Here is a 15,412-nt window from a genome sequence, read left to right on the forward strand (position 1 = left end):
TAATCCTCCTAAAAACACACTAATTCATAATATCTTTTATAGCTTTTTCTTTTTCTTCTTCATTAGGTGCTTGACCATGCCATTCAGCTTTATCTTCCATAAAACTAACACCACTACCTTTTACTGTTTTAGCAATTATTACTGTTGGCTTTTCTTGTGTATCATCAATACTTAAAAAGGCTTGATCTATTTTATCAAAATCATTTCCATCTTCACAGTAAATTACATTCCAGCCAAAGCTTTCAAATTTTTTATCTACTGGTGCAACGCCCATTACTTCTTCATTTTTTCCATCTATTTGGAGACCATTGTAATCTATAATTGCAACTAAATTATTTAATTTATAATGAGCTGCTGCCATTGAAGCTTCCCAAACCAATCCCTCTTGAAGCTCTCCATCCCCTAAAATAACATATATCTTTGCGTTATTTTTTTGATTTCTAAGACCTAAGGCCATACCAACTGCATTTGATATACCTTGTCCAAGTGATCCTGTAGAAACATCAACTCCTGGTACATGCTTAGAATCTGGATGTCCTTGAAGAAGCGCTCCTATTTTTCTTAAATGTTTTAATTCTTCTTTTGGAAAATATCCCTTTTCTGCTAAAACAGAATAAAGAGCTGGAGCTGCATGTCCCTTACTCAAAACAAATCTATCTCTATTAGGATCTTTAGGATTTTCAACACTTACCTTCATTGTTTCATAATATAAATAAGTTATTATATCTGCACAAGATAAAGAACCACCTGGATGTCCTGACTTTGCCTCATATATCATTTCAATAATATTTTTTTTAATTTCTTTTGATAAAGAAATTAATTTTTGCTTATTCATTTTTTCACCAACCAATCTATATCTTTTAAGTTCTAAAATTCTAAATAAATTCAAAGTTAAAATAATGAATATTTTTGTAAAACTTTAATTTATATTCTAAAGAAATATGAACTTAAGCTAAAGCTTTCTTAAACTTCTCATCTATAAATATTTTTGTATCTCTAATTACTTCTTTCCAATCTTCATTTCCTGTATACCAAAATTCTGCTGTGAACTTTCTTACACCAAGTTCCCATGATTTCTTAATTATTTCTTCAAAATTAACATGCCCAGTACCAAATGTGATTTCTCTAAATTTTCCTGGAACAGTTTCTTTTAAGTGAACTGCTGCAATATGCCCTTTACCTTTATCAAAATCTTCTGTGGCACTACTTCCCTTTTCCAAAGTTGCATTAGTAACATTTCCGCAATCAGGGTATATTTGAAGATAAGGTGAATCAACTATTTTTACAAATTCCATAGCCTTTTCAACTGTATTCATGAATTCAGTTTCCATTGTTTCAAAAGCAAGAATTACTCCCTTGCTGGCAGCCATTTCAACTGCCTTTCTTAAATTTTCTTCAAAATACTTTCTTGTTACTTCATTACCTTCTTCATAGTAAACATCATATCCAGCTAATTGAATTATTTTAACCCCTAAATCATCAGCCAATTCAATAGCTCTTTTCATTATATCCATACCTTTAATTCTTATTTCTTCACTCATACTTCCTAAAGGATATTTCCTATGTCCACTTAAACACATAGTTCTGATTTCAACACCGCACTTAAACATCAATTCAACAATGGCTTTTCTATCACCTTTAGACATATATAATCTAGATAACTTTTCCTCAGTTTCATCTATGCTTATTTCAACAGTATCAAAGCCACACTCTTTTGCACAATTTAACTTTTCTTCCCAGGTCAAATAGCTTGGCATAGACTTTTCATATAATCCTAAACTATACCCTTTCATAAGCTCACCTCTTTCTAACCTTGTCCGTAATAAGCATTTGGTCCATGCTTTCTCATAAAATGTTTTTCTATTAAATCTTGTGGCATTCTATTTGCATTATGATTGCTTAAAAGTTCAGTATTTAATGCCATCATTGCAACTTCTTCAAGTACTACTGCATTATGAACAGCATCTAATGCATCTTTCCCCCATGAAAAAGGTCCATGATTCTTAACTAAAACTGCTGGTACATGAACTGGATTTAACTTGCTAAAGGTTTCTACTATAACACCACCTGTATTGTATTCATATTCATTACTTATCTCTTCACTAGTCATATTTCTTGTACAAGGAATTTCATTATAGAAATAATCCGCTTGTGTTGTGCCATATGGAATTATTCCTTTCCCGGCTTGTGCAAATATAGTTGCATATCTTGAATGAGTATGTACAATTCCCCCAATATCCTTAAAATCCTTGTACAATTTTAAATGAGTTGGTGTATCTGATGAAGGTTTATATTTTCCTTCAACAACTTTTCCATCCATATCAACTACAACCATATCTTCTGGTTTCATCATCTCATAATCTACTCCAGATGGTTTAATTACAAAAAGCCCTGTTTCTCTATCTATAGCTGACACGTTTCCCCAAGTAAAAGTCACAAGTTTGTATTTAGGTAAAAGCATATTAGCTTCATAAACTTTTTTCTTTAATTCTTCTAACATTTAATTTCCTCCCGCTTCCAAAATTCATACCGCTTTACTCTGATTTAAATTTTTCATTAAAGATTAAGCATGGAATTCACTTGATAACCATGCTCGTAAATTTAATATCTATAATTACTCTTTTATTACTGTATAAACAGCTGCTTCATTCTTTGTATGGTTAGCTGAAACAATCAAATCGCAGTCCTTTAAATTAATAACTGCTACATTAGCAGGTCCTGCACCTTTTTCTATAATTGTTTCTTGACATTTTCCATCAACCCATTGAATATAAAACAATTCAGCTTCTACACGTCTTACACCACCAACAAAGCTTGGTACACCGCAAAGAGTTGTTCCTACTAAGGTATGCGCAAAATCTATTTCATGTGGATATGTATAAATTTCAGTATATTTACCATCAATTAATTTGTATATTTTCATCGAATTTCCATGGAATGGTTCAATAGTCATTAGTTCATCCTTGCCATCACCATCTAAATCACACCAAGCAACTTCACTAATTTGACCTTCCATTAAATGATTAACTTCCCACTCTCCAGTTTTACTTGGGATTACTTCAAATACTCCTTGATCACATCCAAGAGTTCCGTGTATCTTTCCATCAACTATATGACGTATATATCCATGATTTCTAAACAAACCATTTTTTAGAACTTTAAGTTCAATTCCATCAGTTGGATTCTCTGGCAATTTACCATAATAAATTGTACCTGAATGACTCCAGTCATCTTTAGCTGCTTTTAGATCTGCTATTGTTGCAGCAACTACATATATTTCACCATCAACATCCCATACATCAAAACGGTGCAAATATGGTAATTTATTAACAGTTTCAATAACCCATTCACCCTCAACTAAATGTCCCCAAACTAATCTAGAACCACTTGGACTTTCTTTTAAATAAAAATCGCGAACTGCTAAGAATTCATTTTTACGGTTAGGAATAGGAATTATTGACATGCATCCTCCACCGTTGTCCCATACTGTTTGACGGTGCTTAAAATCCTTACCACTATATGCATAACAAGGATATCCTTTCTCTTCAGAAGCTACAAATAAATTCAATTCACCATTAACTTCCATTGAACTTGCCGAATATGCCCTATACATTTCATCTAAGTGTTTTTTAATAATTTTCATGTTTAATTCACCTCAATTTCGAATTAACCTAGTTAAATTTCTAGGTATCCAATTTAATAATCAAACTTATAAATATAATATACATGCATCATTAAGAAATTATTATCGTAACACTACACTAGAAATTAGATACATATTTGTGCAAGCGGCATATGAAATTAAGCTGTGCTGGTTATTAGTGGAAGGTTGTTCCACTTTCTGCTTGTCATAAATTTACTTTAAGAACATGCAGAAATGAGTGCATCCTTCCACTTAGAACCCATCCAGCGAAAATTTCATTAGTCCGCTGTAATAAATATGTGTTTAATTTCGGTAAGTTACCCATATGTCTAATTCTTGCTTTGGATATCTATAATACTTTATCATTTTTTTTAGCTATTTGAAGGAATATTATAGTGATATATACTTTACTTTTTATTAACTATTTGCTCTAGAACTTTTTCTTCCATTTCTTGTTCTGATAATATATTTTTCAAGCCTATTATTATAGTTCCTGAATCTTCTGCTCTTTTAAAGTTTGATTTTAACACTTCTGAACAAAATACTACATCAAAACTTGATGCTTGGCTTTTTGCTTCCCCAACACTGTTATGTTGTACTGACACTTCTATTCCCAATTTTTTAAACACTTTGTTTATTTTCATCTTTATAATTTGACTTGATCCCATTCCACTTCCGCACGCTGCTATTACTTTTAACATAATTTATACACACCCTTCTTCATTTTATTTTTTATTTCATTACATTAAATATCGAACTTACTTTACGTTACTATATATTGTTTATGCTTTCTCAATTTCATTAAGATATTCTTCGTAATCTTCTGCTATTTTGAAATAACCTTTTTTATTTTTAAGATATTGGAATTGTGGTATTGCAAGTAATGCTATAACTGCTATTCCAAAACCTACATATGTGAAGTTCTTCATTAAGAATCCAATTACTGGCCATACTGTATCCCAGTCGAAGTTTCCATGCCATCCTCCGAATTGTGATAACCCAAAATAATAAGCTGCAAATGCTCCACCTAATACTTGAATTATTCCTGATACTAATGGAATTATGCAAGCTGCTTTTAATCCACCTTTTCTATTTGCAAATACTGCAAATGTTGCATTATCAAAGAATACTGGAACGAATCCTGTGATTATTAATACTGGGCTATGGAATACTATTAAACCAAGAATTGATATAAATTGTCCTAATGCACCAAATAAGAATCCAATTGTTACTGCATTAGCATGACCAAATCCATATGTTGCTGCACAGTCAACTGCTGGCATTGAACCTGGTAAAATTTTATTTGAAATACCTTGAAATGATTCTGTAAGTTCTCCAACGAACATCTTAACTCCAAGTTGTAATATACTTAAGTAAACCGCAAAACTTAATGATTTTTCCATTATGTAGAAGAAAAAGTTTCTATCTGCTGCAAAACCTGTCTTGTCTATTTGATGTAACAAATCTGATCCTAATATCCCCATAATTGTTCCAAAGAATAACATCATTAAAACACCAGTTGCAACTACATTATCATTGAATATTTGTAAAAATCCAGGTAATTGAAGATGTTCTATTGATTTTTCTTTATTACCAATTTTTCCTGCAATCTTATCTGTAAGCCATATACCAAACATTTGTTGATGACCAACTGCAAATCCACCACCTTCAGTTAATTCTTGAGTTGCTTCAACTGTAAGGTTTGCTGATACTGCCCAATAAGCTCCAAGTAATAGTCCAAGCATAATTACTGCTTGTGTATCAATTATATTAGGGAAACAGAATAATACTAACCATAATGCTGTTGACGATTGTTGAACCATTATATGTCCTGTAATAAACACTGTTCTTACTTTTGTAACTTTTCTAAATAATACCAATATTATATTAAATATAAATGCTATTAATAATACTATCATCATAAGAGAAAATGATCTGCCAATATTTTCAATTGCCTTTTGTGCTGCTGTTTGACCAAAATAAGGATCAATAACTGCTGCTGTTAAATTAAAACGATCTTTTAATCCAGCTAGTATTGGACGGAAGTTACTAACTAATCCACCAGATGCTACATTTAAAATTAAATAACCAACAGTTGCTTTTATAAATCCTGCAATCGCCTCGTAAATTGGACGTTTTAATAACAAATAACCTATAAGTACTATAAAACCAATAAAAAACGCAGGGTTTGTTAAAATATTTACCTGAAAAAATTTCCATATGCCCAATAATATTTCCATTTTAATTCCTCCATTATTTAAATTTATTTTACTTTCATTAATTTTCTCTTTCGATTATCTTTCGTAGCCTTTATTTTATACTGCATTAGCTTGTAACATTTCAACTATTGCATCTAAATCTTCCTTACATTCTGCTTCTAATAATTTATCAACTACAGCTTCGTCTTCTATTAAGCCAACCATATTTGATAAGTTTTGTAGATGTACTTCATTATCAGTAGATGCCAAAACAAAGAATAATCTTGCATCTTGTTCAGGATCATCACTAAAATGAACAGGATTTTTAGTTCTCATAAAACACATTGCTGTTTCATTAACTCCAACTACACCTTCTTGTGCATGTGGTATACAGATATTTGGAGCTATAACTATGTATGGTCCATATTTCTTAACATTTTCTATTATTGCATCAGCATATGCCTCTTCTATTGCCCCATCGTTTATTAAAGGTTTACAAGAAGCCTTAATTGCGTCTTCCCAATTATCAAATCCATCATGGAATGAAATTCTTCCCTTCTCAATTAATTCTTTTAACATCTCTTTCCTCCTTATTATTTGGATAGAGGGCTAATTCATAACCCTCTATGAATTTTACTATAACATTGATTTAAATGGTAGGTCTGGTTCTATTTCAAATGCATCGTGGAAGCCTCTATCGTGATGATATTGCATTACATCCTTATCGTTTGGATAAACGAATTTGCCACCGACTTCCCAAATAAATGGTTTAAATTTATATTGTAATCTATATTTTCTCATATTCCATAAAGTTATAATTTCTTGTGTATCAGCCATAAAGTTTGTCCAGATATCATGATGGAATGGAATGACAACTTTAGTATTTAAACATTCAGCCATTCTTAAGATATCAATAGAGGTCATTTTATCTGTCATCCCCCTTGGATTTTCACCAAATGATCCTAAAGCAACATCTATTTTATGATCGTTACCATGTTTTGCATAGTAATTAGAATAATGTGAATCACCACTATGATAAAGGCTTCCACCTGGAGTTTTGAAAAGATAATTTACAGCTAACTTATCCATATCCCTTGGCATTTTATCTTTTAATATTGTACCTTTTGGCGCTGTAACAAGTTCAGTACGATCAAAAGAATCAAGTGCAACAATTTCTGTATCTTTTACTTTTACCACATCACCAGGTTTTACAACTATACATTGGTCTTCTGGAACTCCCCAGCCTAACCAAATATCTACACAAGCTTGTGGTCCTATGAATTTAACATCCTTTGAACAATTTTGAATTACAGCTGCTGCTACATTTGCATCAATATGATCACTATGATCATGTGTAGCTAAAATTGCATCAACTTCTTTTATTTTAAAAGGATCAATAACACAAACTGAATTTCTTAAATTTGGTTGCATTGCTACGCATCCTATCATCCTTTGATGTTGATGCTGTTTAGCCATTAATGGATTTGCTTTTGTTTTCTTTCCTGAATTAACCCATAAGTCTACACATATATTTGCATTTCCTTCAGATTTAAGCCATATTCCTGTACATCCCAACCACCACATTGCAAAGGTTCCTGGTTTCACTTCTTCTTGTTCTATTTCTTCATTAAGCCATGTTCCCCATTCTGGAAATGTGTTTAATATCCAAGACTCTCTTGTAATTTCATTTACTTTTGACACTTTAAATCTCCCCTTTATTATAATTAATGATCTTTTATTTTCTTATTTTATCTTTTTGAACGTTTTGAATTATTTATTTTGAACTTTCTGTCTTGTTTATGTTTTCATAATACACCAACAATTCAAAAAGTTCAAGTATTTTTTGAACGTTTTTTTATTTTTTTATTTTTTGATCATTTTTATTGAACTTTTTGAACATTTATATTATACTGATATTGGATACACTCTAATTATTGTTAATTTAGTCTATACAAAAACATACTATAGATAATCAACATAATCATTAAGTGGATAGTGTATACGCACTTTACAGGAAGTAAATTATCTATATTTTATTTATTCGATATATTCATAAAACTTATCAATTATATTAAAGGAGGAGCAACTTAAATGAAAAAGACTCAAGGTATCGTATCTAAAAGACGAGCAAGAATTTTAGAATATTTAAATTCAAACGAAACTATTAGCAACAATGAATTAGCCGAAAAGCTAAATATATCTCCTCTAACTTTAAGAAGAGATTTGCAAGCATTAGATGAAGAAGGCTTGGTAGTAAGACATTATGGTGGTGCAAAATTAGCATCTTCAAGTGATAAATATGAAAATCCAAGTTCTAATGAAAATGAAAACAATTCAACATTACTTGATAACAAACATGCTCTAGCAAAATATGCTGCTAGTTTGATAAATGATGGGGACACAATATTTATTAATTCTAGTTCAACTGCACTATTAATATTAGAGTATTTAGGCCATAAACGTGTTTATGTCGTTACAAACAATGGCAAAGCACTTCATTCTACTATTGGCCCTAACATAGATCTTGTTTTAACTGGAGGACAGGTTTATGAAAGAAAACAATCACTAATTGGGGAATTTGCAACTTACATTCTTTCAAAAATTACTGCTAACAAATGTTTCTTAGGGGTTAGCGGAATAGATTGTGATTTAGGCATTAGTACATCAGTTCTTCAAGAAACACTTGTTAATCACGAAATGATTAACCGTTGTGGCGGACCGATTTATGTTTTAGCTGATAGCAACAAAATTGGTAAGCACCATAATTTTTCAAGTGGCGAAATAAACGAAATTTCTCATCTTATTACAGATTCAAATATAAGCGATGAGGATATTGAAAAATTCAAAGAAAAAGGAGTTACTGTAACAAAAGTAACTAATGAATAATTAGTAAATCTAAGCTATTGCAAATAATTAGAAATCAAATATATTCTTCCTACATCACAAGAAAAAATATATTTGATTTCTTAATAAAGGCCTTCAATTCCGCTCATACTAATGCTATTTCATATCTAAATTAATACATGTTTTAATATTTCATCTTCCTCTACTATTCTTTTAGCAAGAATTCGATTTTCTTCAACGTGAATATATGTGTATCTGCTTGATTTTATTGAAGGCGCATCATCTATTGCCCTCTTAAAATCTTCCTTTTTCATTTTTAAAGATTTAACATATTCAAAAAAACCTGTTTCCTTTAACACTTTACTTATCCTCTCAAATCTATGATTTTGAACCTTTGCCATAATGTAAGTTGCTATACCAACTTGTATCCCATGAAGCTGCGATACTTCTACGAACTTATCTAAAGCATGAGAAATTAAATGTTCTGAACCAGAAGCAGGTGAGCTATTTCCTGCTATCTCCATAGAAATTCCATTTAAAGTTAACGAATCCACTAACTCTTTTAAAAACAAATCATCTTTAATAGTCTTAAATTCAGTTCGCACAAAACTATTTACTGCTTTCTTAGAAATCATAGTTGCAAAATCATCAACAATAGCCTTTCCATTCTCCTCTTCAAATTTCCAATCATATAAAGCAGTAATATTTGAAACTAAATCACCAATTCCAGAAAATATAAATTTTTCTGGAGCTCCTTTAATTACATCAATGTCTACAATAATTCCATAAGGTGTTTTAGCCGGAACAGACATACGTCTATCATTGACCAACAACGAAGCTCCTGCACTTGAAAATCCATCATTAGAAGTTGAAGTTGGTATACTAATAAAAGGTAGCTTTTTCAAGAAACTCATATACTTAACCCCATCAATAACTTTTCCTCCACCAACTCCAATCAATGCTTCAACATCATTTGATATTTCAAATGCTTTTGTACTTATTGCCTCAAATTTTATATCTGATATTATTTCTACATTAGAAATTTCTATATCAACCTCTTTTAATGAATTACGTATAGCATCTCCAAACAATTCTTCTATACCTTCCCCAAAATAAATCGACACCTTTTGAAACATTGCTTTTTTAATCAAAGTTCCTACATTATTGATATTTCCTTTTCCCACTTCAAGTATCGAAGGAATTGCTATTCTATGAATTGAAGTTTTCATTTCTCCACCCCTTATTCTAATTTTATTTAATATTAAAGCATACTCAAGAATACAATAAGATAATATATAATTTATTATATATCTTTATCCTAAAGTTTTCTTTCATATGCTTTATTTTAAATCAAAAAATTTATTATTATGTATTCCTAAACTTCTTGCCGAGAAAAATTAATTCAAATCATTAACTACCTTATTAATTTTTTCAGCCTTATCTACTGCTTGAGTCCAGACTTCCTTTGAAGGAATTATCTTTTCAATTGCTGTGTAACTTTCCTTCACTCCTGGTATATTAACTAAATTTGTACTTTGTAACGACATTAGTACAAAATAGCACACTCCTATTATTGCAACTGTTTTTATAATTCCACTAATAGCTTTTATTACAACATAAACAGCTATAATAGTTACTGCTGCTAAAATTATTGTATTAGTTGTCAAATGAACTGGAGCTTTATCTAACATATTATTTATCGTTTCCATTGTAATCTCTCCTCTTCACGGATACTTTTTTGATAATATTATTTTTTTGCATCCACCTTATAAATTTGTTGTATTTTATTATAACACATGTTAAGTTTTTTTCCATTTTTTCAGCGCAAAAAAATTATATTTACATTAATTAAACCGTGGAAAAATACTTTAACCACGGTTTAAAATAATATTATTAAATTTATTTTATTATTTATTATTTATTAGATTCATTGCAAAGCTCAAAACTTTTGGACCATTACACATACCATAATCTATAGACGGAATTGCTTCTACAGGAATATTATATTTCTCACCTTTTTTCTTCATTTCAGGAAGCTGAAAACGAATTTGCGGCCCTATTAATACGACATCTGCCTTTGCCATATTTGAATCAGCTGCATCAGTAGATACTGCCCAAATTGTTGCTTCAATTCCTTCTTCTTTCGCTGCTTTCTCCATCTTTGTAACTAATAAACTTGTAGACATTCCTGCCGAACAAACTAATAAAATTTTCATTAAAATCACCTCATAATATTTTTTTATATCTTTCACTTTAATTTTACGTACTAAATATTTTTACTTATAAACTGTTTCCGTATTTTTAGCTTCAAAACATCTATCAGTAGATATCTTTTTAAACCAACGACCTGATTTTTTAATAATTCTATTTCTATCATCTTCTAAATTAATTTCAATTAGCCCATATCTATTCTTAAATGCATTCTGTGGTGACACATTATCAGTAAATGCCCACAACATATATCCAATACAATTGCATCCTTCTTCAACAGCTTTTAAAAGCCAAATTAAATGATCAGATATAAATTCTATTCTATAATCATCTTGAATTATACCTTCTTCATTTTTATACTTTGCTTCGCCTTCCACTCCCATTCCATTTTCAGCAATGAACCATTCAATATTTCCATATTCATTTTTAATTCTCATTGCCATATCATACATTATTTTAGGATATATTTCCCAACCTCTATGAGGATTCATCTTTTTACCAGGCAAATCAAACATATCATAATAGTATGACGGATGAAATGGCACCTCTGGATTCCACCCATTTGTCCTAGCTTTTACTCTATGAGGAAAATATAAGTTTAACCCCAATAAGTCAACAGTGTTATTTTTAATAACAGCTAATTCTTCATCATTATATTCAAATAAACAATCATGTTTTTGTAGAATTTCAAATAATTCTGCTGGAATTTCTCCTTTTACACTTGGATCAAGATAAAGTCTATTGAAGAAAAGATCATACATTTCAGCTGCTTTCATATCATGAGGCGCTGACGATCTTGCATAAGTCACTTCTGGGTTTAAAATAACACCAATTTTCCCTCCAATATCCTTTCCAATTTCACCTAACTTAAAGGCTTCAACTACTTTTGCTGTTGCAAGAATTTTATTATAATTCCACTGCATCCAAGTTCTTGTATTTTGTTCAAATGGCCATCTAATCGCATCTAAATACACTCTAGTTTGTACTACTATTGGTTCATTAAAAGTGAACCAATACTTAACTTTATGGCCAAAAGCTTCAAAAGCTTTCTTAGCATATTCTACAAATAAATTCACTACATGCTTAGATCCCCATCCCCCATATTCTTCAAATAATACAGCTGGTAATTCATAATGCTCAAGACATATCATTGGTTCAACACCATTTTTAATAACCTCATCTATCATATTGTTATAATATTCAAGTGCTTCTTCGTCAACTTCTGCAGTTTCATAATCTTTTATAAATCTAGACCAATCAATAGAGGTTCTATATTTTTGTAATCCCACCTCACTCATAAGTTTAGCATCTTCTTTATATCTTCTATAAAAATCCGTTGCTAATGTAGGTCCATAACCATTGTGCCAAAGATGTGGTGTAGATTTATACCACAAATCCATATATGAATCTTGACCATCCTTTTTACCTGTCCACCCCTCAGTTTGCCATGCGGATGATGATGCTCCAAGGAAAAAATTTTTAGGTAATTCAAATGTACTTTTTTTCAACTCCATATCTTGCCTCCAAATATACTATGAATTTTAATATTGTTCTAATTTTTTTAGGTTTTGCCTATTTCATTATTAAGTTTTTGATTTAACTATTTTTTATGTTATAATATAATCCGAAAATGTTTATTAATTATTCTTGATCAGATGTGCGAAATATGCCCATTTCACACATCTCATCTTTTTATTTTGAATTTGTCATATCTTTTCTTATTTCTATAATTTCTTCTGCCAATTGTTTTACTGTAATTCCTGTCATCAAGTGGTCTTGAGCATGTATTAATAATAGCGAAATTATTTTTGCGTTTCCATCTGCCTCCATGGTCAATAATTCTGTTTGTACATGATGTGCTTGTTCAAATTCTTTACTTGATTTTTTCAATAACTCTTCTGCTCTTTCAAACTCTTTTTCTTTTGCCGCTCTAATAGCTTCGAAAGCATAACTTCTTCCGTCCCCACTATGCATTATTAAAGAGAATGCTTGTTGTTCTAAATTTTCCATTATATTTTCCTTTCCTTTCTTAGTATTAGATTTCTATATTTATCTAAGATACTTCTATATCTTCTTGTTCTTGCCTTACCATATTATGATCATAAGCTTTTAGGAATGGCCAATAAATAATAGCTGAAACAAGTATATTTATACCTTGAAGAATTATAGCTCTCCAATCGCCGTTTGTAGCTAAAAAGCCTGAGAAAAATGATGGTACAGTCCATGGTACTGCAATTCCTGCTGGATAACTAACTAAACCTGTTGCCATTGCAATATAAGTTATTGAACCTACAGCTAAAGGCGCTAGAATAAATGGAATCATCATTATTGGATTCATAACTATTGGAATACCAAATATTATAGGTTCTGAAATATTAAATATCGCAGGTGCAAGAGCTAATTTACCTATTGATTTTACTTGTCTTGATTTTCCAATCAATATAATACATATAATTAAACCCAATGTTGCTCCGCATCCACCTAAACTGTTAACGAAGTTATCATAAAATTGAAGCGTTACTATATTCGGTAATTGGTGACCTGCTTCTAACGCTGAACGATTTTGGTCCATAGCTGGTAGTAATATTGAATCCATAACTCCGAATACTACACGCGTCCCATGTATTCCAAGTGTCCAAAAGAAACTATAAAGTGATACTGTTGCAAACATTCCACCAAAAGATAATCCAACTAAAGCCAATGGTGCTCCAACGAATTTAGTTATAAAAGCAAACACTGTTTGGTATGATGTACTTTCAAATCCTAAACGTATTAAGAAAAACACTACTAAAATAATAAGACCTGGTGTTATAGCTGTAAAAGATTTTGCTACAGCTGGTGGTACAGATTCTGGCATTTTTACTACCCAATTCTTTTTAACAACAAATATAAATATTTCTGTAGCGATTATTGCTGTAAGAATTGCTACTATTAATCCACCTGCTGATAGATTTGCTGTCGGCAGAACTTTTCCCAAACTCAATTTATCACCATTTTGTAATACTACATCAATAGTTTGTACTGGTGTTAGCATTAAAAATGCTGCAAGTGATAGTGTTCCAGCTGATAGTCCATCAACTTCTCTATCTTTTGCAAGTTGATACGAAATCGAGATAACAGCTAGTATTGCTACAATATCAAATGTAACTCTAATAGGATATAAGAGCTTTGTTGTAAAACCAGCCCCAAAGATACCGTTTACAAAATTTGCATAACCCGGCATTGGGAAGTTAGCTAAAATCATAAATATTGAACCTATTATAATTAATGGCATTGTATTGCTAACCCATCACGTAAAGCTCTAATATGTCTTTGTGCTGCAATCTTACCTGCAACCGGCATTGCTTTTTCTTCTAGGAAATTTATAAATCCATTCATAATCGTACCTCCAAAATTTTTATTAAATGTTTACAATAATGACATGAATATTTTCGGCCGTAAAATTATTATTCATTATCTTGATTTAAATTATATCATTCATGAAATTTTTTTTCAATACCTGAAAAAAAATTTCATTTTGTTTTTTATAACAAGTATTTTTATGTTATAATGAAATAAATATTTCATTAATTTATTTTAAAGTATATAAGAACTACTTGAATGGAGTTGAATCACTTGGGAAACAGTTGTTTATTAGAAATCACTGATAGATATAATACCTTTAGTTCAAAAGAGCGTACAATTGCCGATTTTATTTTGAAAAATCCAGCAAAAGTTATATATTATACAATTGACGATTTTGCTAGAGAGCTTAGTATTTCAGAAGCTACAGTATTTCGATTTATAAAGAAATTAGGATACGAAGGCTACCAATATTTTAAAGTGTCATTAGCAAGCGAAGTTACAAAAGCATCTGACAATAGCAAAAAAAAGCTCGATGCAGATAATATATCCGATATATATAAATACATTACAGATTTATATTCTCAAAATCTTCATGAAACAGCAGCAATATTAGATACTAATTTATTAGATAATATTGTTACAAAAATCTTGAATTCAAAGAAAATAGCTTTTTTAGGCTTAGGATCATCTGGAGAATTATCAAAAAATTCCTATAATAAATTTATTGATACTGGATTATTTTGTATTTATAATGCTGACTATCATATGCAACTAAAGTTGGCATCTCAATTACATTCTGATGATATAGCTATAGTTTTTTGTAATTCTGGTATGAACAAAGATACCATTACATTAGTTGATACACTAAAAGACAATAGTGTGCCTACAGTAGGTATATCCAGCAATCCAAATTCACCTTTTGCTAAAATGGTTGATGATTTTATATATACTCACCCTATCAATCCTAAAACAGTAATTGAAAAACTTTCGTCTTATATTTCTCAAATTACTGTAATTGATTATTTGTATCTTAAAGCACTTTCAAACGGTAAAAATATAGATATAAGCCTTAAGCACCAAAACAAAATTATACAAAGTAGAAAATATACAAATGAAAAATCCTAGTAAATTTAGTATTTCTTTTTATTCATTAATAATACTTAAAAAAGTA

The 15,412-nt window shown here is 30.5% G+C and carries 16 protein-coding genes; 2 read left to right on the plus strand and 14 right to left on the minus strand.

The genetic code is table 11. The features are described 5' to 3' along the window. Positions 1-19: 19 nt before the first annotated feature. The 8 genes from CSPA_RS21100 to ulaG all read right to left on the minus strand — a co-directional run bounded on the left by CSPA_RS21100 (position 20) and on the right by ulaG (position 7,542). A complete protein-coding gene (locus CSPA_RS21100) occupies positions 20-835 on the minus strand; it encodes a transketolase (protein ID WP_017810426.1) in 816 nt (271 codons plus the stop codon). A gap of 112 nt (positions 836-947) precedes the next feature. Beyond that, positions 948-1,793: an L-ribulose-5-phosphate 3-epimerase gene (locus tag CSPA_RS21105; protein ID WP_015394411.1), complete on the minus strand. Its 846-nt coding sequence runs from the start codon at positions 1,791-1,793 to the stop codon at positions 948-950. 14 nt (positions 1,794-1,807) lie between these two features. After that, positions 1,808-2,500 carry an L-ribulose-5-phosphate 4-epimerase gene (araD, locus tag CSPA_RS21110; RefSeq protein WP_015394412.1) on the minus strand — a complete coding sequence of 231 codons (693 nt, stop codon included), beginning with the start codon at positions 2,498-2,500 and terminating at the stop codon, positions 1,808-1,810. A gap of 114 nt (positions 2,501-2,614) precedes the next feature. After that, positions 2,615-3,643, minus strand: coding sequence for a hypothetical protein (locus CSPA_RS21115; protein ID WP_015394413.1), 1,029 nt, complete (start codon positions 3,641-3,643; stop codon positions 2,615-2,617). 407 nt (positions 3,644-4,050) lie between these two features. Further along, on the minus strand, positions 4,051-4,344 hold the full coding sequence (locus CSPA_RS21120; protein ID WP_015394414.1) for a PTS sugar transporter subunit IIB: 294 nt from the start codon (positions 4,342-4,344) through the stop codon (positions 4,051-4,053). Between the two features lie 81 nt (positions 4,345-4,425). Then, positions 4,426-5,883, minus strand: coding sequence for a PTS ascorbate transporter subunit IIC (locus CSPA_RS21125; protein WP_015394415.1), 1,458 nt, complete (start codon positions 5,881-5,883; stop codon positions 4,426-4,428). 75 nt (positions 5,884-5,958) lie between these two features. Beyond that, positions 5,959-6,420 (minus strand): PTS sugar transporter subunit IIA, encoded by a 462-nt coding sequence (locus CSPA_RS21130; protein ID WP_015394416.1) that lies wholly within the window; start codon positions 6,418-6,420, stop codon positions 5,959-5,961. Between the two features lie 57 nt (positions 6,421-6,477). Continuing rightward, positions 6,478-7,542: an L-ascorbate 6-phosphate lactonase gene (ulaG, locus tag CSPA_RS21135; protein WP_015394417.1), complete on the minus strand. Its 1,065-nt coding sequence runs from the start codon at positions 7,540-7,542 to the stop codon at positions 6,478-6,480. 390 nt (positions 7,543-7,932) lie between these two features. Here ulaG and CSPA_RS21140 point away from each other — a divergent pair, with 390 nt between their 5' ends. Beyond that, a complete protein-coding gene (locus tag CSPA_RS21140) occupies positions 7,933-8,727 on the plus strand; it encodes a DeoR/GlpR family DNA-binding transcription regulator (protein ID WP_015394418.1) in 795 nt (264 codons plus the stop codon). Between the two features lie 125 nt (positions 8,728-8,852). On the opposite strand, the gene CSPA_RS21145 is transcribed toward CSPA_RS21140, so the two are convergent. The 6 genes from CSPA_RS21145 to celB form a co-directional block, all read right to left on the minus strand. After that, complete coding sequence (locus CSPA_RS21145; protein WP_015394419.1) at positions 8,853-9,914, minus strand: iron-containing alcohol dehydrogenase family protein; 1,062 nt, start codon at positions 9,912-9,914, stop codon at positions 8,853-8,855. 168 nt (positions 9,915-10,082) lie between these two features. Next, the gene (locus tag CSPA_RS21150; protein ID WP_015394420.1) at positions 10,083-10,394 is read right to left on the minus strand and encodes a hypothetical protein; all 312 of its coding nucleotides are present in this window, start codon (positions 10,392-10,394) and stop codon (positions 10,083-10,085) included. Positions 10,395-10,592: 198 nt separating this feature from the next. Then, positions 10,593-10,901, minus strand: coding sequence for a PTS sugar transporter subunit IIB (locus CSPA_RS21155; protein ID WP_015394421.1), 309 nt, complete (start codon positions 10,899-10,901; stop codon positions 10,593-10,595). A gap of 60 nt (positions 10,902-10,961) precedes the next feature. Further along, a complete protein-coding gene (locus CSPA_RS21160) occupies positions 10,962-12,410 on the minus strand; it encodes a glycoside hydrolase family 1 protein (RefSeq protein WP_015394422.1) in 1,449 nt (482 codons plus the stop codon). A 178-nt stretch (positions 12,411-12,588) separates the two neighbouring features. Then, the gene (locus CSPA_RS21165; RefSeq protein ID WP_015394423.1) at positions 12,589-12,906 is read right to left on the minus strand and encodes a PTS sugar transporter subunit IIA; all 318 of its coding nucleotides are present in this window, start codon (positions 12,904-12,906) and stop codon (positions 12,589-12,591) included. A 43-nt stretch (positions 12,907-12,949) separates the two neighbouring features. Next, complete coding sequence (gene celB / locus CSPA_RS21170; protein ID WP_081603996.1) at positions 12,950-14,170, minus strand: PTS cellobiose transporter subunit IIC; 1,221 nt, start codon at positions 14,168-14,170, stop codon at positions 12,950-12,952. A gap of 341 nt (positions 14,171-14,511) precedes the next feature. Here celB and CSPA_RS21175 point away from each other — a divergent pair, with 341 nt between their 5' ends. Then, positions 14,512-15,366, plus strand: coding sequence for a MurR/RpiR family transcriptional regulator (locus CSPA_RS21175; protein WP_015394426.1), 855 nt, complete (start codon positions 14,512-14,514; stop codon positions 15,364-15,366). Positions 15,367-15,412 lie beyond the last annotated feature (46 nt).

It is taken from the genome of Clostridium saccharoperbutylacetonicum N1-4(HMT), from assembly GCF_000340885.1.
Classification (GTDB): domain Bacteria; phylum Bacillota; class Clostridia; order Clostridiales; family Clostridiaceae; genus Clostridium; species Clostridium saccharoperbutylacetonicum.

Excerpts from the sequence above, each read along its gene's own strand:
- CSPA_RS21105 (WP_015394411.1), bottom strand. The coding sequence starts at position 1,793 with ATGAAAGGGTATAGTTTAGGATTATATGAAAAGTCTATGCCAAGCTAT.
- CSPA_RS21160 (WP_015394422.1), bottom strand. The coding sequence starts at position 12,410 with ATGGAGTTGAAAAAAAGTACATTTGAATTACCTAAAAATTTTTTCCTT.
- araD (WP_015394412.1), bottom strand. The coding sequence starts at position 2,500 with ATGTTAGAAGAATTAAAGAAAAAAGTTTATGAAGCTAATATGCTTTTA.
- celB (WP_081603996.1), bottom strand. The coding sequence starts at position 14,170 with ATGCCATTAATTATAATAGGTTCAATATTTATGATTTTAGCTAACTTC.
- CSPA_RS21145 (WP_015394419.1), bottom strand. The coding sequence starts at position 9,914 with ATGAAAACTTCAATTCATAGAATAGCAATTCCTTCGATACTTGAAGTG.
- CSPA_RS21165 (WP_015394423.1), bottom strand. The coding sequence starts at position 12,906 with ATGGAAAATTTAGAACAACAAGCATTCTCTTTAATAATGCATAGTGGG.
- CSPA_RS21120 (WP_015394414.1), bottom strand. The coding sequence starts at position 4,344 with ATGTTAAAAGTAATAGCAGCGTGCGGAAGTGGAATGGGATCAAGTCAA.
- CSPA_RS21115 (WP_015394413.1), bottom strand. The coding sequence starts at position 3,643 with ATGAAAATTATTAAAAAACACTTAGATGAAATGTATAGGGCATATTCG.
- CSPA_RS21150 (WP_015394420.1), bottom strand. The coding sequence starts at position 10,394 with ATGGAAACGATAAATAATATGTTAGATAAAGCTCCAGTTCATTTGACA.
- CSPA_RS21130 (WP_015394416.1), bottom strand. The coding sequence starts at position 6,420 with ATGTTAAAAGAATTAATTGAGAAGGGAAGAATTTCATTCCATGATGGA.
- CSPA_RS21140 (WP_015394418.1), top strand. The coding sequence starts at position 7,933 with ATGAAAAAGACTCAAGGTATCGTATCTAAAAGACGAGCAAGAATTTTA.
- CSPA_RS21125 (WP_015394415.1), bottom strand. The coding sequence starts at position 5,883 with ATGGAAATATTATTGGGCATATGGAAATTTTTTCAGGTAAATATTTTA.
- CSPA_RS21155 (WP_015394421.1), bottom strand. The coding sequence starts at position 10,901 with ATGAAAATTTTATTAGTTTGTTCGGCAGGAATGTCTACAAGTTTATTA.
- CSPA_RS21100 (WP_017810426.1), bottom strand. The coding sequence starts at position 835 with ATGAATAAGCAAAAATTAATTTCTTTATCAAAAGAAATTAAAAAAAAT.